General features: G+C 39.5%; 17 protein-coding genes. 8 read left to right on the plus strand and 9 right to left on the minus strand.

The window, feature by feature from the left end:
• Positions 1 to 74 precede the first annotated feature (74 nt).
• Positions 75 to 272: a DUF2811 domain-containing protein gene (locus tag ABF638_RS11500; protein WP_069074505.1), complete on the minus strand. Its 198-nt coding sequence runs from the start codon at positions 270 to 272 to the stop codon at positions 75 to 77.
• 521 nt (positions 273 to 793) lie between these two features.
• On the opposite strand from ABF638_RS11500, the gene ABF638_RS11505 reads away from it, so the two are divergent.
• The 4 genes from ABF638_RS11505 to ABF638_RS11520 all read left to right on the plus strand — a co-directional run bounded on the left by ABF638_RS11505 (position 794) and on the right by ABF638_RS11520 (position 4429).
• Positions 794 to 1210, plus strand: coding sequence for a hypothetical protein (locus tag ABF638_RS11505; RefSeq protein ID WP_435022857.1), 417 nt, complete (start codon positions 794 to 796; stop codon positions 1208 to 1210).
• 23 nt (positions 1211 to 1233) lie between these two features.
• Positions 1234 to 1500 carry a hypothetical protein gene (locus ABF638_RS11510; protein ID WP_435022858.1) on the plus strand — a complete coding sequence of 89 codons (267 nt, stop codon included), beginning with the start codon at positions 1234 to 1236 and terminating at the stop codon, positions 1498 to 1500.
• A 373-nt stretch (positions 1501 to 1873) separates the two neighbouring features.
• Positions 1874 to 3136, plus strand: coding sequence for an AIPR family protein (locus tag ABF638_RS11515; protein ID WP_435022859.1), 1263 nt, complete (start codon positions 1874 to 1876; stop codon positions 3134 to 3136).
• Positions 3137 to 3478: 342 nt separating this feature from the next.
• Positions 3479 to 4429, plus strand: coding sequence for an RpoD/SigA family RNA polymerase sigma factor (locus ABF638_RS11520; RefSeq protein WP_435022860.1), 951 nt, complete (start codon positions 3479 to 3481; stop codon positions 4427 to 4429).
• 144 nt (positions 4430 to 4573) lie between these two features.
• Here ABF638_RS11520 and patX read toward each other — a convergent pair whose 3' ends face one another.
• A complete protein-coding gene (gene patX, locus ABF638_RS11525; RefSeq protein ID WP_435022861.1) occupies positions 4574 to 4804 on the minus strand; it encodes a heterocyst-inhibiting protein PatX in 231 nt (76 codons plus the stop codon).
• Positions 4805 to 5151: 347 nt separating this feature from the next.
• On the opposite strand from patX, the gene ABF638_RS11530 reads away from it, so the two are divergent.
• Entirely contained in the window at positions 5152 to 5790 is a 639-nt protein-coding gene (locus tag ABF638_RS11530) for a TenA family transcriptional regulator (RefSeq protein WP_435022862.1), read from the plus strand.
• A gap of 141 nt (positions 5791 to 5931) precedes the next feature.
• On the opposite strand, the gene ABF638_RS11535 is transcribed toward ABF638_RS11530, so the two are convergent.
• Positions 5932 to 6351: a hypothetical protein gene (locus ABF638_RS11535; protein WP_435022863.1), complete on the minus strand. Its 420-nt coding sequence runs from the start codon at positions 6349 to 6351 to the stop codon at positions 5932 to 5934.
• A 339-nt stretch (positions 6352 to 6690) separates the two neighbouring features.
• Positions 6691 to 6819, minus strand: a complete 129-nt coding sequence (locus tag ABF638_RS11540; protein ID WP_255264458.1) for a hypothetical protein — start codon at positions 6817 to 6819, stop codon at positions 6691 to 6693.
• A gap of 30 nt (positions 6820 to 6849) precedes the next feature.
• Between ABF638_RS11540 and ABF638_RS11545 the strand changes: the two genes are divergently transcribed.
• From ABF638_RS11545 to ABF638_RS11555, 3 genes are all read left to right on the plus strand, one after another.
• The gene (locus tag ABF638_RS11545) at positions 6850 to 7401 is read left to right on the plus strand and encodes a D-glycero-alpha-D-manno-heptose-1,7-bisphosphate 7-phosphatase (RefSeq protein ID WP_435022864.1); all 552 of its coding nucleotides are present in this window, start codon (positions 6850 to 6852) and stop codon (positions 7399 to 7401) included.
• Between the two features lie 522 nt (positions 7402 to 7923).
• Positions 7924 to 11382, plus strand: coding sequence for a PAS domain S-box protein (locus ABF638_RS11550; protein WP_435022865.1), 3459 nt, complete (start codon positions 7924 to 7926; stop codon positions 11380 to 11382).
• A gap of 382 nt (positions 11383 to 11764) precedes the next feature.
• Positions 11765 to 12019, plus strand: coding sequence for a hypothetical protein (locus tag ABF638_RS11555; RefSeq protein ID WP_435022866.1), 255 nt, complete (start codon positions 11765 to 11767; stop codon positions 12017 to 12019).
• Between the two features lie 50 nt (positions 12020 to 12069).
• On the opposite strand, the gene ABF638_RS11560 is transcribed toward ABF638_RS11555, so the two are convergent.
• The 5 genes from ABF638_RS11560 to ABF638_RS11580 all read right to left on the minus strand — a co-directional run bounded on the left by ABF638_RS11560 (position 12070) and on the right by ABF638_RS11580 (position 16170).
• The gene (locus tag ABF638_RS11560; RefSeq protein ID WP_435022867.1) at positions 12070 to 12372 is read right to left on the minus strand and encodes a hypothetical protein; all 303 of its coding nucleotides are present in this window, start codon (positions 12370 to 12372) and stop codon (positions 12070 to 12072) included.
• 191 nt (positions 12373 to 12563) lie between these two features.
• The gene (locus ABF638_RS11565; RefSeq protein ID WP_435022868.1) at positions 12564 to 12899 is read right to left on the minus strand and encodes a hypothetical protein; all 336 of its coding nucleotides are present in this window, start codon (positions 12897 to 12899) and stop codon (positions 12564 to 12566) included.
• A gap of 160 nt (positions 12900 to 13059) precedes the next feature.
• Entirely contained in the window at positions 13060 to 14976 is a 1917-nt protein-coding gene (locus ABF638_RS11570; RefSeq protein ID WP_435022869.1) for a hypothetical protein, read from the minus strand.
• Between the two features lie 67 nt (positions 14977 to 15043).
• Positions 15044 to 15760: a hypothetical protein gene (locus ABF638_RS11575; RefSeq protein ID WP_435022870.1), complete on the minus strand. Its 717-nt coding sequence runs from the start codon at positions 15758 to 15760 to the stop codon at positions 15044 to 15046.
• Positions 15760 to 16170: a hypothetical protein gene (locus ABF638_RS11580; RefSeq protein ID WP_435022871.1), complete on the minus strand. Its 411-nt coding sequence runs from the start codon at positions 16168 to 16170 to the stop codon at positions 15760 to 15762. The genes ABF638_RS11575 and ABF638_RS11580 overlap by 1 nt, the downstream gene beginning before the upstream one ends.
• Positions 16171 to 16185 lie beyond the last annotated feature (15 nt).

The following is a 16185-nucleotide window of genomic DNA, read 5'->3' on the forward strand; positions in this document are numbered from 1 at the left end:
TAACAGTAGAATTGCTCTCTCCTAAGTGTACTGAACTGGACTGATAACCGCTATATGACTTCTAGGGAATAACATTAGCCACGACGAAACAGAGTTTCGAGATAAACTTGGGAAACACCGCGATCGCCATCAGCATTTTGCAGCAGAAACAGAGAGATAGCTGCGGTAATAAGCCGATGCTCATCCCAATCAGGATGTTTTTCTAAGTAGGTGTTGAGAGATTGATGTAGTGTTTCGGGAAGAGTAGTAAAGATGTTTTGGGTTGAGTTCATATAATAAAAGCTTCAGAAAAAGCAAATCTAATAGGGACAACAAGCTAGAGGTGATGCACTGCAAGTAATGTTTCACCTCATTCAATGCTCGCCGAACCACTGATACTAACAACTGAAAGTTTTATACAGTTGATGCTCAAAATGGAACAGGGGGCAAAGGCTAGTCGATTTATTTTGTGCTGATTGGCTGAGTTTGTCAATGTTGCAAAATATTAAAGAGAAATATAGAAAAAATAAATAATTACGTGAAAGCTAGGGTTAGAAGTAGGTTTTGTTTACGTTACGTAATAATAACTCAGTAAAGCAGACTGATTGCTACAGACATGACAAAATACCCATTGGGTGAACAGAAGCCGATTATCTTGTAAAACAACTGTGAAAAACAGCAGAAATAGCTGTGGAAAGTCTGTGGAATCTGCCAGAAAAAGTAGAGGTAATGATAAGAATTGCAAAAAGTTCACCCTTTGTAATCTCTGCCGTTGCAGTGTAATATCAGCCTCAGTATTCCCAAGGAGCTAATCATGAGAGGATGGGTAAACGATCCACATTCAGGAGGGGTAAAAATCCCGGAGCAGGTCAAACAGAGAACAAAGCACCGGATATTAGCTTATGCAGAACAGCATTATGCAGGAAAATACATAGGTATTGATGTGCGTTTTAAGGGATATTTCTGTTACATAGATGCTTATAAAGAAGCATTTTTACCAGACAATGATGACCTATCAATGTTTAAAATAACACGCTCTGAATATATAGAGAGAGCCAAAAATACACCAATTCATCTGTGTCGATTGCGGTACAAAGGGAATGAAGAGAAATGGACAAAGGCTTTTTATACCTATAGTAATGAAAAGTACGAACCTAGCGTATTTAACAATGGTACTTTTTATGGGACACCAGAAGAGGCATTTCAAAGTTCAGCATTGTACTTAGATTAAGTAAATTCTGATAACTGTTAGTTATGAATGTTAGATATACAATATTACTTTCAAGTCCACCTGCCACGGAACATTTAGATAGCGTTAAAATGGCAGCATTAAGATTAACAAATAATCAGGTAAGTATCAAAATACAAGTAAAAAGGGAAGGTAAATATTCCGCATTAATCACTGATTTTACTATGAAAGATGCTGCACAATATAAAGTAGTAGATGAAATTGACAAAGAATTTAAATTATGGATTTGGCATTTTGGAGATTATGAAGATAGTACAATTTCATTTTCTTAACATTCAACACTTTTGATATTACTACTGTGATTCTAAGCAGAATTTGACTTGATTTTGGTCATCTGTCTGACTTGACCGCCTGATACACAATATTACGATTGCACGTCTTGATAACAGAGTGCGATAGTAAGTGATACAACTGCTGAAAGCGCTGTTGCTGCCCAAATGTGATTCCAGGTTGTCCAGTTTTTTAGTAGCTAGCTCCTCCAGCTATTACACCTCAGACCTTGCACCCTAGTACCGCAAGGCGGAATTTAAAATTCAAAATTAATACATCGTATACGTTTCATTGATCTGGGATGGGTGGTTTATTTATGCCGTCCTGTACTAGTTTTAGTTAACATAGAAATTCCCCTGACATTGCAAATCAACTATGCCCAAGACTTGGAATATCAAGATAGATAACTATTTTCAAGCCAACCCAAATTGCATCATCGCCACCGCCCATGTAGACTCGTTCCCTATAGACCTGCCGCTAGAACCGAACATCCGCGAACCAAACCGTAAAAGCGCGACCTACAGACAAATCTTCGACTCACTAACGACCGAACCTGGAAAATTCTTCTCTCGCCACAGTGGAATCGTTCTGTCAGCCAATAAAACTAAACCTGTCAAAAACAAAACTGAACTAGAGCTAGAAGTCTTAGAAGCTAACGAGGGGGGTAGTGATGGCATTATTAACGGTGGTCACACAGTTTTAGCCTTTGAGCAAGCGAAAAATTACAATTACAATTTAAGTCAAGCCAGAGTAAAAGTTACGATTCACATCGGGCTGACTGAAGAATCAGCCAAAGACATAGCCCTAGCTTCAAATACTACAACGCCAGTAGATTCTCGCTCCAAAGTCAACGCTAGGGGTGATTACAAATTCATTAAGCAGTATTTAGCCCAGTTAGAACAGAAGGAAGATAGAAAACTCCGCATCGCTTATTATCAAAACCAAAGCGGCGCTCCCAGAAATGCCCAGTGCAATGTGAACCATTTGCTGAAGTTGATTAACTGCCTCGATAGAAATAGATACAACCCCGACGGCAATAAACGAACCAAACACCCAGCAGGGATGAGTCTTCCAAGTAACATCACAGACGCAGAAAGGGAAAGATTAACTGCCTTACTGCCTTTGCTAACTCATGCTTTGTGGATAGAGCAAAGACTCTACGAAATAATTCAAGAATATATCAGCAACCCCAGAAGAAAGGGTGCTAACGACCTAGCATCAATAGATATACGTAAAACTACGCTTCTGCCTGACAGCAAGTATTCATTCGGGTTTGGTGCGCCAACCGACTTAGCACTACCGATAATCGCATCATATCGGGTATTTTTGGACAAGGACTATAAATGGATTCTGCCGTTTAACGAATTTGCCGAAGATTTCCTGCAACACTTGTGGAATAACTACTTCCGCAAATACTTGGTGTCGGAGAAAACAGCAGGAAATACAGTCGGTACAAAAATCAGCCGCAATCAAGAAATTTGGGAAAGTCTGTATATCTCGGCGCAGAGTTATCTAAATCAGCATTTGATGAAAATGGTCAACTCTAGTAAGGAAGAAGAAACGAAACCGACACAAGGTGCAAACAAGAGGGGAAAAGGTAAAAGGGGTGAACTCAACGCGACTACTGTTCCCAAATAGTTTTTTACCGAACAGGGTATGAGGTGTACGGGAAAGACTATTAGTCCCCATACCCTACCTGACTTTTCCAGTTAAGTCAGGAACTCTCATTTAGAGCTTGGGTAATGCCATAATTAATTCTCAACAAGCTAAGTTTAATGACAAGAATACTCATAGGTAGAACTTTGGGATGGAGGTATAGTAAGCGCTCACTGGATACCGTTATAGATGATTGCGTTCTAAATTGAATTCAACTATTGCAATCTTAGGTTAATATTTTTGGCTGTTTAAATGAGGAAAATTAATTCAGCGATTTGATTTATACTTTTAGATTCGTCTAAATATCAAAAAAAGTTTTGTTGTATGTCCAGCCTGAGTCCAGACATGATTCGTATCTATTTGCAAGAGATTGGTCGTTACCCAATGCTAACCGCAGACCAAGAAATTGCTTATGGCAGGCAGGTACAGCAAATCATGGCAATAGAGCAAAGAAAAAATGAACTCACCCAACAACTAGATCGTGAGCCAACAATGGTCGAATTAGCTGTTGATATTGACAAAAGTGAATTGGAAATAGCTCAAATACAAAATCTTGGGCAACGAGCCAAACAAAAAATGGTGACAGCAAACTTGCGTCTGGTGGTTTCGATTGCCAAAAAATATCAGAAGCGCAATTTGGAATTTTTAGATTTGCTGCAAGAAGGGGCAATAGGTTTACAAAGGGGTGTAGAAAAATTTGACCCCAATCGTGGCTATAAGCTTTCCACCTACGTATACTGGTGGATTACGCAGTCAATCACACGGGCAATTGCAGAGAAATCCCGTACTGTACGCTTGCCAATTCATATCACCGAACAACTGAACAAAATCAAGAAAGTACAGCGAGAATTATTTCAGACACTGGGTCGTCCAGCCAGTGTTGTAGAAATTGCTGAAACTTTAGACTTACAACCAAGCCAGATTAGGGATTTTCTCAGCAGTTCAAAGCAGCCAATTTCTCTAGATGTAAAGATTGGAGATAACCAAGACACAGAACTTAGCCAACTTTTACCAGATGAGGGCATATCTCCAGACGAACATATCACCAAAGAACTTTTACGCCAAGACATAAATAGTTTATTAGAATCACTCAAACCGACACAACGTGAAGTATTAATTTTGCGTTTTGGGTTAGAGAACGATCAAGAACTAACTTTAGCTCAAATTGGAGAGAAATTGAATGTCAGTAGAGAACGAGTTCGTCAAATTCAGCAGCAAGCAATCACTGCTCTACGTCGTCAAAAAACTGAAATTCAACAGTATTTAGTTTCGTGAGAAGCACTCATTGATGATATTTTCGGGGCTAATTAGCGAAAAACAAAGGCTGAAATAGGGTTACAGGTTTGGGTGTAGGGAAAGACAGAAAGTCTTACTACACCTACACCCTCTGATTTTTTTTAGATACTGTGAAAAGTCAGATTAAACAAGAGGCTCAATATTTTTGAAAGGTTCAATTAAATATCTACGTCCACCGCCTCTATAAGGTACAGGGGTACTGGGAGTATTAGATTTGGTAATCTCTGAAAATAACTGTTGTGTTTTATAAGTAGTCAGCAGTGTCTGTGATAATTTATTTATCTGTATTTGGTCATTCAGACTTAGTAAACTAAATAGGAAAGTCAAGACCAAAATATAAGGTTTAAAAGGCATAGTTAATAGCTCTATTTTATCTCTATTAACTAATACTTAGTATTTTTAAATTATCCGGTAAATATTATATATAAATAGAATGGCAAAACTGTCTTGATTTTGGGTTTTATATCGCAATATAACTTGGTTTGAATACGACTATTATATAAATCTTTGACAAAAAAACTAATGAAAAAAGTCATGAATTCGACCATGACTTTTGGCACAAACTCGAAATCGAAACCGAAAGCCTCCGAGTAGGCTGCATGAATCGTGCTAGATGTCACCTCAGTAGGAGGTAGAATCGTTAGGATCTTACCAGTCTACTCTTCTCCATTCCATCTCCCCGAAATACCTATTGAGCCAAAATGACTATTACCTGCAAACTTCTTTTAGAAAATCACGCTCAAGATTGGCAAGAAGCAACTGTGCATCCCTTTCTAGAACAGTGTCAATTAGGTATAATTCAACCCCAGCAATTCAATACATGGTTGATGCAAGATTATCTGTTTGTTGTGGAATTTACGCGGCTGGTAGGGCGAGTATTAGCCAGCGCACCTCCAGAACATTTTGATGTGATACTTGGAGGACTGGCAGCTCTTAAAGACGAACTCAATTGGTTTCAAGAAAAAGCTACCCAACGACAACTGAATCTTAATATAAAAAAACAACCAATCTGTAGAGAATACTGTGAATATATGCAGAGTCTTGCAGACAAGCCTTATCCTGTACAAGCAACTGCATTTTGGGCTATTGAATTTGCCTATAATCAAGGTTGGCAACTACCAGGTAAGATGCCTACACCTTACAATGAATTTGCAGAAAGATGGGGAAATATCGATTTTACAAAATATGTAAAACTTTTGTCACAGCAAGCTGATGAGGTTTTAGAAATGGCACAGGAAGATATTCAAAAACAAGCTGAAGAATCTTTTTTAATGGTGGCAAAATTTGAACATAATTTCTGGCAGATGGCTTTTCACACAGCACAGCATGAATCAAAATAGTTTTCAGAGGACGAGTATGAAACGCCCGCAAAGTCTTCTTAATTTTCTACAGCAAAACCTGCAACCCCACACCCAAAAACCAGTAATATCATGGATTAGCGCTTTTCAAGGTGCCATTCAATTATGACCCAACATTGGGAATCAACTTAACCGGAACATGATCTTGGCAAGCTTCCCAAACCCTTGAGTAAAAGCATATTCAATCTCTGCGGGATCACAAATATCTGTTAGTTTGGATTTGAGCCCAGGAAGTTCTCTAACCTCAATACAGATATTTACATATACATCTTTAGTTTCCACATGGAACAGTCCAGCATTTATGTTTAAAAAATCACCTGTTAGCATTGAACAGTAAGTTAAGGATTCTTTCCATTGTGATTTGTACTTCACTCGAAAATAATTATCGCCTAAATTCTTTTTGAACTTAGATGACTTTTCCTGTGGTTTTGGTTCCCAGAATATACTATTCTCCAACTGCCCAAGAGCTTCTATTGTCGTTACATTAGTCGCCACATTGCTACTGCCTTGTTGTTTAAGCTTTTTCTGTTCAACAAAAGACATAGCCAAGATGCGGTTCTTATGTCGTTCAAAAGCTTCCTTATAAAGTTCCCATGCTTTTTTGGTAATTGCTGATTGGGATGGCTCAACAATTTTAACGATTTCGCGCCAATCACCAAGAGTAAATCTAGTAATATTTTCAATAAAAGCGATGAAAATGGCGCTATAAATTTTAGTGGGACTCGCACCCCGTAAAAGTAGTAAAAATGTTTTGGATTGATTTGATGAGATTTTACTTCATTAAGAGCAAATTATAGAGATAATAACCTGGAAGTGATGCACTGCATATCAAATCTCGCCACTGTTGTAATGACTATACTTGCTTTATTATATTGGCGAGTTTTATACTGTGCGATAATGCTGGACGCGATCGCTCACGGGAGACACGGCAACACCGTTGTCGTCTTTTGCAAGTGGTATTAGATTTAAAATGGGGAAATATACTTCTTGGAAAATCAGAAAATTTGGCATCGAACTAACAAATTAAATTCGCAATCTCAAATGCCGGCGATATTTCTAGATAAAGATGGCACTTTAATTGAAAATGTACCAAACAATGTTGATCCGCAATTAATCGAAATGAAAATCGGTGCTATTGAAGGATTACAAATACTTAGCAAAGCTGGATATAAATTAATTGTGATTACTAACCAGTCGGGAGTAGCACGGGATTATTTCCCAGAATCTGCCTTGGCGGGAGTGGAAGCGCGATTGAATGAAATATTAGAAAAAGCGGATCTATCGCTAGATGGATTCTACTACTGTCCCCATCATCCAAATGGTGTAATATCTGAGTATGCAATTGCTTGCGAATGCCGTAAACCAAAACCAGGCTTGATTTTACGTGCAGCTAGCGAACAAAATATAGATTTACCAAATTCTTGGTTTATTGGCGATAATCTCAGTGATGTAGAAGCTGGACATAGTGCAGGGTGTAAAACGATTTTGATAGATCAGGGTAATCAGTCTCAGCCCCAAATGTCTCGTTTAGGAATTGCTGACTATATTTTGGTTAACCTCTCAATAGCAGCACAGGTGATATGTAAGCATTGAGTATCTAATTTCTAGGATTTCTGGCATGAAATTATAGAAATTCCTGGAACAGGAAACCTAGAAAAATTTAGATTGATGACAAACAATCTGCCGTTCTGGTCAAATAATTCGTTGTTCTACAGTAGACTTCTCAAATATGCCGCACCAGTATAATAAATAGTTCCTTTATATGCGGTGCTATTCCCTAAACCCTTTATCAGTTTGCTGTTCGAGACTTAACGGGAAAAGTCAGGTATATAGATAGCGACGTGTTAGCCTATTTTTATGTATATAAGAAGCTAAGTGATGTCAAGATAATGATAGCGATCTCAGCCAGTTCTATGCATTAGTCACATTTTTCTTAACAAAAGGCTGAAAGGCTAGAAAGTAGATATAGTAATAGCCTTGAAGATTTTCCTGAATTCGGAAATCAAGATTGAGAAAGCTTTATAAACTTTGACATTCATGTATAGTGGTCAAAGATCGTCTTGTTTGCACATTTACTGCCTGTCATTTATAAAACTATTTGATATTCGTAAAGCTATGAGAGATGAGCAAAAGACCAAACAGCAGATCATTGAAGAATTAGTGACGCTGCGGCAAAGTTTTTCCGAGTTAGAAAAATTAGTATCTCAGCAGCAAGCTGAACAAGTAGCGCTACAACAGCAGACTCAAAGGGAACAATTAATCGCTCAGATTGCTGGGCGTATTCGTCAGAGTTTAGATTTAACAGAAATTCTCAACATCGCAGTACAAGAAATACAGAAGTTTCTACAAGCCGAGCGAGTCTTTGTCCACCGCTTTCAAGCAGATTGGAGCGGAGTTGTGACAGTAGAATCAACTGCTGAAAATATTACTTCTATTTTAGGTCAAACAATTACAGATTCATATTTTGCTGACTCAAACAGACGCAAGTTTTATGAACAAAACCGTATCCAAGCCATAGCAGATATCTATACAGCAGACTTATGTGCGCGTCAGGTTGATTTACTAGCTGGCTTAGAAATTAGAGCCAACTTAGTAGTACCTATTCTCCAAAATGAACAATTATGGGGGTTGCTGATCGTAAATCAGTGCCAAAAGCCACGCCAATGGCAGGAGTGGGAGATTGATTCGCTGGTGCAATTAGCTACGCAACTATCAGTCGCTCTACAACAAAGTCAACTATATCAACGAACACAGCACCTATGGCAACGAGAACAAGCTCTCAATCGAGTCATCCAAAGTATTCGTAATTGTCTAGGCTTAGAAACTATTTTTTCTACAGCAGTTAAAGAAATTGCTCAACTAATACCAGCCCAACAAGCTGTAATTGTGCAATACTTACCACAACAGCAGATATGGTTGCACATTACAGAGTATCGCCAAAACTCAAATTTATCCACAGCTTTAGGCACATCCATTCCTGATATTGGCAATCAAGTTACCAAGCGACTCAAGCGCTTAGAAATTGTTCAATTAGAAGATCCTAGTTGTTGTAGTGATGAAATTAATCGTCAACTGGCGGAAACTTCTGGCGGTACATGGTTACTAGTGCCTTTACATTTTAATTCTCAAATTTGGGGTAGTCTGAGTCTGTTAAGAAACAAGCAATCTTTACCTTGGTACAACGAAGATATCGAATTAGCAAAAACTGTTGCGGAGCAACTGTCAATTGCCATTGAGCAATCTACGCTTTTGGCACAATTACAAACCGAACTCATGGAACGTCAGCAGGCAGAAGCAGCAGTTCAACAAAAGCAGAATATTGCACAGAAAATTGTAGAAACAACACCAGACATTATATATATCTATGATTTGATTGAACAGCGCAATGTTTATATAAATCACCAAATGCTGGAGATCCTTGGTTATAGCTCTGGTGCTGTTCAATCAATGAAAGAAAAAGTACTACCGAGTCTGATTCATCCAGATGACATCAACCGAATTAACGCACACTTACAGACTTTCCAAACCTTGCAAGATGAGGAAGTAATCGAAATTGAATACCGAATGAAACATGCCGATGGTCAGTGGCGTTGGTTACATAGCCGCGAGTGTGTGTTTACAAGAGATAGAAATGGCTTATCTGTGCAGATTTTAGGTACAGCTATTGATATAAGCGCTCGTAAAAAAGCCGAACTTGCTCTGTGGGAAACGCAACAGCATCTGCAAACAATTCTTGATAACTCGCCTGCTGTCATTTACTTAATCGATTCACAAAATAAACATATTTTGGGAAATCGCAGTTATGCAAACCTACTGTCCACGACTCCAGAAACTCTAATCGGCAAGAGCATCTATGAAGTCTGGCCATCTGAAGTTGCCGATACTTTCGCAACGAATAATCAACAGGTGTTTCAAGAAAATCAAGCTATTGAAGTAGAAGAGACTGTAACTCATGCAGAAGAAGTCCATACTTACATTACTATCAAGTTTCCGTTACATGATGCCAACGGTATTCCTTACGCAGTCTGTGGAATTTCTAGAGACATCACTGAGCGCAAGCAAGCCCAAGAAAAGATCCATGAACAAGCTGCATTAATTGATGTTGCGACTGATGCGATTATTGTTCATGATTTAGAAAAACGTATCCTTTTTTGGAGTCGAGGTGCTGAATACTTATATGGTTGGACAAGAGAAGAAAGCTTGGGTAAGAAAACTGATGAGTTTTATTGTCGTGCCGCAGCATCACAACTTTTAGAAGGTCTCAACACTACGGGAGCAACTGGTTCTTGGCAAGGTGAGTTAGAGCAAGTTACCAAATCTGGCAGAGAAATTATCGTTTCTAGTCGCTGGACACTGGTACAAAATCAATTTGGGCAAACCCAATCTATCCTCATAGTTAACACCGACATTACGGAGAAAAAACAGCTAGAGCAACAATTTCTCCGCGCTCAACGATTGGAAAGCATTGGAACATTAGCTAGTGGAATTGCTCATGACCTAAACAATCTTTTCTCACCCATATTAATGTCCTTAGAATTGTTAGAGAAGAAATTTTCCGATCTGCAAACTCAGACATTGCTCAAGATGTTATATACTAATGTTCAGCGTGGGGCTGATTTAATTAAACAAGTATTATCTTTTGCTAAAGGTGTATCGAGCAAGCGCATCATTTTCCAGCTCAAGCACATATTTGCTGAAATTCAGTACATTATCCAACAGACATTTCCCAAGTCAATTGAATTTACTACTGAATTCCCTCTAGATTTATGGTCTGTCTGTGCAGACCCCACCCAATTACAACAAGTACTGATGAATTTGTGCATTAACGCTCGTGATGCTATGCCTTATGGCGGTTCTTTGAAAATTTCTGCTGCCAATCAGTTTATTGACGAATTCTCTGCTCAAAAGTATTTTGAGGCAAAGGTTGGTTATTATGTTACGGTTTCCGTTATCGATACTGGTATTGGAATTGCCCCCGAAGTATTAGAACGAATTTTTGAGCCATTTTTTACAACTAAAGAAATTGGTAAAGGCACAGGTTTAGGACTGTCAACAGTCATGGGAATTGTCAAAACTTATGGCGGATTCATAAATGTTGAAAGCTTAGTGGGTCAAGGTAGCAAATTTCAAATATATTTTCCAGCATTCACAGATACACAACATCAACAACCATTAACAGAGGATTATGAACTACTTAAGGGTAATGGAGAGGTTGTTTTAGTTGTAGACGATGAACTCTCACTTCAACAAATTACTCAAACATCGCTTTCCAATTATAACTATCAAATGTTAAGTGCTAATAATGGCGTTGAGGCAATCTCAGTATATGTCGAACATAAAAATAAAATTAGTGCGGCGTTAATAGATTTAATGATGCCTGATATGGATGGCATTATAACTATTCGTACTTTACAAAAGATTAATCCACATCTCAAAATTATTGCTATGAGTGGCCTAGCTACCAATGAAAAAATAGCTGAGGCTACTAGCGCTGGCGTAAAAGCATTTTTACCGAAACCCTTTACATTATCAGAGTTGTTAACAACTTTATCTTTGCTATTAAATCAAAATTGAATTGAGCCAAAAATTGATAATAATTATATTTAGATTTAAACGTGATTAAACTTGAGATTTTCCGCACTTTTCCAAGGAATCTTTAGTTCAAGTTAAATCCGGGTTGAGTCATAATCAGCTATCAAACGCAGTTTTTTTCGTGCGAAAACCTATGAAAATTTGCGGTTACTAGATCAAGTTTCGACGGGAGAAAATATGCGAGTGTTTGAATTAATTTCCATCTTAGAAAAAGATGGCGAAGGAAATTTTTAATCAAGATGCGCTCGCTACGGCAATTGTGCGGATTCATGAAGTTAGCTGATTAATAAGTCCCGCATAAACACGGATTCATTCCTGCTGCCTTTCAGTAAAACTGCATTATACAAGTTTTGCAGGTGCATTTATGACTGATACTACAATGTTAGATAACCGTATAAATAAGCAAATAAAATTTGAACCATCAGAAGCGACAGTAGCAGCAACAGAAGAAGAGTCAGTAATATTAGCCGAAAAGCTCACACAGGTGGCAATTCCTTTAGAAGTACTGTTGCAAGCACTTAGTATAGCTAAATACGATAAGGCCGCAGCTTTCCGCTATGCTGACAAATATCTAAAGAATATCAAAAAGTCGAAATGGGTTATTATCAAAACGGCTTGAAATTTTCCGATGAAATCCTCGGTTAGATATTTTTCTCCTGATATAAACTCTCAGTTTTGATTATTCCAAGCAACGAACTTATATTTAATTGGAGAATTTTGGAGTAATTTTTCAATTTCCAAACGAATTAGCTCTGGTGAAATCCCGTCTAATTTCAATTCGCTTTGGATAAACTCATCAATTGAATTAGCTTTTGTTTTCTCTAACAGTGCCAACATCTGTTGAGCTTGCGTAAGTGGTACAACACCAGAAGAATTAGCTTCGGCGTGAGAAGAATATTGATCGCTGGGTGCAGAATTAACAAACTGTTTGGTATCCCGGTCATAGCCAGAGAAGTTTTTTAACTGTGGCATAGGGAACCATTGATTAACACCCCCGTAATAAACCGCATAGCCATACAGCAAGCGGTTAACGTTGGCTTCTCAATATCTTGGTTTCATGTTTGGCGACATAACCAGGAAATTGATTTCGACCAAGACATATTTACTCCAATGAATCTAAGAGTTCAGCTAAACAATTAAAACCAATCTTCGCCTACTTCGACTTATTCCTCTTTTTGAACCAGCAATTTCCCAGATACCCCAGCTGTAAAACCCAACCCAATCACCGCCACAGTCACACTGGGCTTAATAAACAACGTCGCAATTCCGAAAACTGCACCCCAAAGACAGCCATAGCAGCAAAGGATAATCAACTGATTTCTGGGTTTAGCTCTTTCGTCTTGAATAGATTGGTGAACGATGGCATAATCTTCGAGTTCACCAACGATTTCTGATAAAGAAGCGCCGTACTCTTTTTCCAATCTATAAATAGCCAGCCTGTCTGCTTTAACTGGACTTATGGCTAATTTTTGTAATGCTGTTGTTAATTTATCGCTCATTTTAAAACTTCCTATGCTCCCACATTCTGGAAAATGGTTAGAAAAATTAAATCTTGCTGGAGAAATAAAAAGGCTCTATTTTTTAGCCGTATTTAATGATGTAAGAATACCGGAACTCGACCGGAACTCGACCGGAACTCAACGAGAACTGTGACGAATATTAGTGATTAATGGTAAAAACGCTGAAGCCATCTTTTTCATTTCCGCACAATCGGTTAGTGTCAATCAATTGTGACAAGGCATTCCTCAAGTAAAGAACACTCTTTTTCTCTTCGCCCCACTTGCGGCTGTTTCTGATAGCCGCAAAAGAAGCTGGAGGATTAGCAGTAGCTGCAACGATCGCCACAATTTGGTCTAAATCAGCCTCAGAAATACTGCTCTCTTCTACTTCCAGAAATTCCACTTCTTGATAAGGCTTTGAAAAAATGGACTCCAGATGATTAACTGCGTCTGATGGGGCAATCTTCTCTCCTCTGGGTATGACTGCCCTTTCATGCTGTTGAACTAATTCTGGGAAGAATTGAAGTAATGTTCTAGCTGGATCTGGTTGTCCATTGCCTGGGTGTAAATGGGTCTTTAGCCATTCGGGAATCATGCCCAGATTGCCACCGCTAACAGGTTCTCCAAAGTTATTAGGGTTGGCTTTGAAATATTCTCCACTAGCGACATTCATTTTGCGTAGACCACCAGCGCTAACCGCTTGAGCTACACAGCCAATAAAGTTAACCGATTGCTTAAAGGTGTCTGCCAGCCCAGCCGTAGCTTTACCAACCACGCTTGTCAGGTTAGAACCATGCAAGACGATAATTAATGTACCACCAGACTTAGCGAAGCGAGAAAGTAAATATTGAATTGCCCAAGTGCGATCGCTCTCCTCCAACAATGACAGCAACCGCATCGCCTCATCAATTACTAGCAGTAAATTTTTATGGGAGTAAGGTTCGCTTCCATCTAAACCTTTAAGAAATTTCAATAAATCACGAGCGACGAGTTGATCAGCCCCATCCGCATCTTGATCAGGATACTTAAGGGCAGAGGTCAAGTTGCAGGCAAAGGGGTAAACGTCCACCCCGGCTGTAAAGTATTGGGTATTCAATCCAGGGTCAAGTGCAGTTGATAATGTTGCTAAGATTGCTGCTAAGGTTCCCTTGCCACCTCGCTGAGTACCAGCGATCGCAATGACTTGAGAACTCATCATATTCTCTACTTGGAATCCACTTTTCGTTAAAGCAGCGATCAGTGCGTTTGCCCTATTAGTCAGAGGGATATTAATTATAGTCTCTGGTACAAGCCCATCAGAGGAAGATGGTTGTAACTCTGTAGGTCTAGAAAGCTCCGCAGCTTGGTTCATCTTCCCAATATCTACCTGTGGCGATTGAAACTGTTTGATATCTACGGTCGGTGGTAACTGGACGTTTGCCTGTGCGATGGCACTGATCTCCGACCGATTCACTCGGCTATCAACCGTCACATCCTGTAAATGGAGAGCCATGCTTTCATAAGTGGGTAGCTGACGACCCTTGAGCTTGCTAAACCAGCCAAACATCCAGCGATAAGCGTAAAAACGTTTTCCTGGTTCAACTTGGGTTAAATATTGGACAATATTTTCAAACTCAGCATGAAGAAAGGTGTACTCTTCTGCTGATTGTCGCTCCAGGAATTTAACAGTATTGGCAAGATGATCCGCTTGATAATTCCTCCTAGCATCGTAATCCCCAGCACGAGTTAGAGCATCTACAAAATTACCACGCACAAAAGGCAAAGGCGCAATTTCTTTAGTGCGGTTGGAGTGTTCGACAACAAACCATAGCCATGCAGCACCACCGACTAAACCACCAACTAGTGCCAAAGGGTTAACCGCATAACAAACTGCTCCAATCCCAGAAGCCAACAAACCAAGTACACGGGTCATGTCTGCTTCATTCTCAGATGCCCGTGCCATTTCAAATAATCCATCTTTTCTCTCTTGCAGCCATTGGGCGATATTTCCAGCTTCTAAGTGAGACAAGCTAGGATATGATTCGCGTAAATGTTCAGTTTCTTTAGTTGTGATTTTTGGGATATTGTTACTTTGCATAAAAGAAATGCCCTGTTGATTGAGTTAAGAAGCCGCTCGACTCAAGAGTTATAGAGCGGCGCTCACTTTAATCTTTGGTCAACCGCCAAATAGCGAACCCAATTTCGCCTGCCATCATTGTGCCTATGTTAAAAAATATGCAGCCCAAAATCATGAATGGGGCTGTAAATTCAAATGGGTTACGAGCGGCAAAGGTGGTGACAATATCGAACACCCAAACCGCAATCACAACCAGCCCTGCGCTAGAGCGATCGCGTATACCTGCGGTTTTGTAATCCGCCCAGAGTTGGCCTACTAAGTCAATCTTGCCACTAGGCTTGGTTTCAAGGTCATAAACCATGTGGTCTTGAAGTTCCCGTCGTGCTGAGTCTGGGTTCTTACCGCGTAAGGCGTGGGCTTCAATTACCTGAACACCGATAGAAATTATGAATGCAAGGTAAGAAAACGGGTTAAACAGTGCAAACGGCACATTTAGCCAATTCCAAGACGGCTCAAACCAGGCAAAAACAGGCGGGCCTTGAAAGATTAATTGCCAAGTTGAATCAGCACTAATCATGGAACCGCCAATAAATAAAATCCCTCCAACTAACGCGCGACCTGCACCTCCATTAGCAACAAACTGATTAACAATCGCGGCGGCTGCCCTAATAGGTAAACCAACAATCATCACAACAGCCTTGGCACAAAAATCGATGATTTCACCAAGCGATCGCTTCTTACCTTTAGGCTTACTATCGCTGTTGCCAGTACTATTAGTTTCCGCACTTGATGAACTATTAGCCATTACTTTTTCCTCACTGGTTTGATATTTTGAACGCTTTTACAAATCTCTTTGGCTTTGTGCTTCCACTTCCAAATTCCTTCTTCAATCCGACCTATGCAGCGCCCAGAAGCATCAAAGACATCAACAATCTCATCATCTTGATAAAGGGTTGTGTCTGGTCTGGGATTGCGTTTAGCGCTATCAAAGTAATTGGTAATTCTCAACTTGCGACTTGTGGGCATGACTCCCGCCTCATACAAGGCATCACTGGTTTTAGCCCGTTCTTCTATGCGGGAACGTTCTAATTCTTCTGAGGCTTTTAGCCGTTGAAGCTCTGCATAAGCCCCCAACTTGGGTACTAAGGGGATGATTACAGGCAATATGCAAATGCCAACACCAGCCAAAGCTAAGTACAGTTGTTTCTTATACATGAGACTACTGTGTTA

The organism is Nostoc sp. CALU 1950, from assembly GCF_051172895.1.
Lineage (GTDB): Bacteria > Cyanobacteriota > Cyanobacteriia > Cyanobacteriales > Nostocaceae > Nostoc > Nostoc edaphicum_A.

What these genes read in the sequence shown, in the direction of transcription:
- ABF638_RS11500 (WP_069074505.1), bottom strand. Translation starts at nt 272, where the DNA reads ATGAACTCAACCCAAAACATCTTTACTACTCTTCCCGAAACACTACAT.
- ABF638_RS11505 (WP_435022857.1), top strand. Translation starts at nt 794, where the DNA reads ATGAGAGGATGGGTAAACGATCCACATTCAGGAGGGGTAAAAATCCCG.
- ABF638_RS11510 (WP_435022858.1), top strand. Translation starts at nt 1,234, where the DNA reads ATGAATGTTAGATATACAATATTACTTTCAAGTCCACCTGCCACGGAA.
- ABF638_RS11515 (WP_435022859.1), top strand. Translation starts at nt 1,874, where the DNA reads ATGCCCAAGACTTGGAATATCAAGATAGATAACTATTTTCAAGCCAAC.
- ABF638_RS11520 (WP_435022860.1), top strand. Translation starts at nt 3,479, where the DNA reads ATGTCCAGCCTGAGTCCAGACATGATTCGTATCTATTTGCAAGAGATT.
- patX (WP_435022861.1), bottom strand. Translation starts at nt 4,804, where the DNA reads ATGCCTTTTAAACCTTATATTTTGGTCTTGACTTTCCTATTTAGTTTA.
- ABF638_RS11530 (WP_435022862.1), top strand. Translation starts at nt 5,152, where the DNA reads ATGACTATTACCTGCAAACTTCTTTTAGAAAATCACGCTCAAGATTGG.
- ABF638_RS11535 (WP_435022863.1), bottom strand. Translation starts at nt 6,351, where the DNA reads ATGTCTTTTGTTGAACAGAAAAAGCTTAAACAACAAGGCAGTAGCAAT.
- ABF638_RS11540 (WP_255264458.1), bottom strand. Translation starts at nt 6,819, where the DNA reads ATGCCAAATTTTCTGATTTTCCAAGAAGTATATTTCCCCATTTTAAAT.
- ABF638_RS11545 (WP_435022864.1), top strand. Translation starts at nt 6,850, where the DNA reads ATGCCGGCGATATTTCTAGATAAAGATGGCACTTTAATTGAAAATGTA.
- ABF638_RS11550 (WP_435022865.1), top strand. Translation starts at nt 7,924, where the DNA reads ATGAGAGATGAGCAAAAGACCAAACAGCAGATCATTGAAGAATTAGTG.
- ABF638_RS11555 (WP_435022866.1), top strand. Translation starts at nt 11,765, where the DNA reads ATGACTGATACTACAATGTTAGATAACCGTATAAATAAGCAAATAAAA.
- ABF638_RS11560 (WP_435022867.1), bottom strand. Translation starts at nt 12,372, where the DNA reads ATGCCACAGTTAAAAAACTTCTCTGGCTATGACCGGGATACCAAACAG.
- ABF638_RS11565 (WP_435022868.1), bottom strand. Translation starts at nt 12,899, where the DNA reads ATGAGCGATAAATTAACAACAGCATTACAAAAATTAGCCATAAGTCCA.
- ABF638_RS11570 (WP_435022869.1), bottom strand. Translation starts at nt 14,976, where the DNA reads ATGCAAAGTAACAATATCCCAAAAATCACAACTAAAGAAACTGAACAT.
- ABF638_RS11575 (WP_435022870.1), bottom strand. Translation starts at nt 15,760, where the DNA reads ATGGCTAATAGTTCATCAAGTGCGGAAACTAATAGTACTGGCAACAGC.
- ABF638_RS11580 (WP_435022871.1), bottom strand. Translation starts at nt 16,170, where the DNA reads ATGTATAAGAAACAACTGTACTTAGCTTTGGCTGGTGTTGGCATTTGC.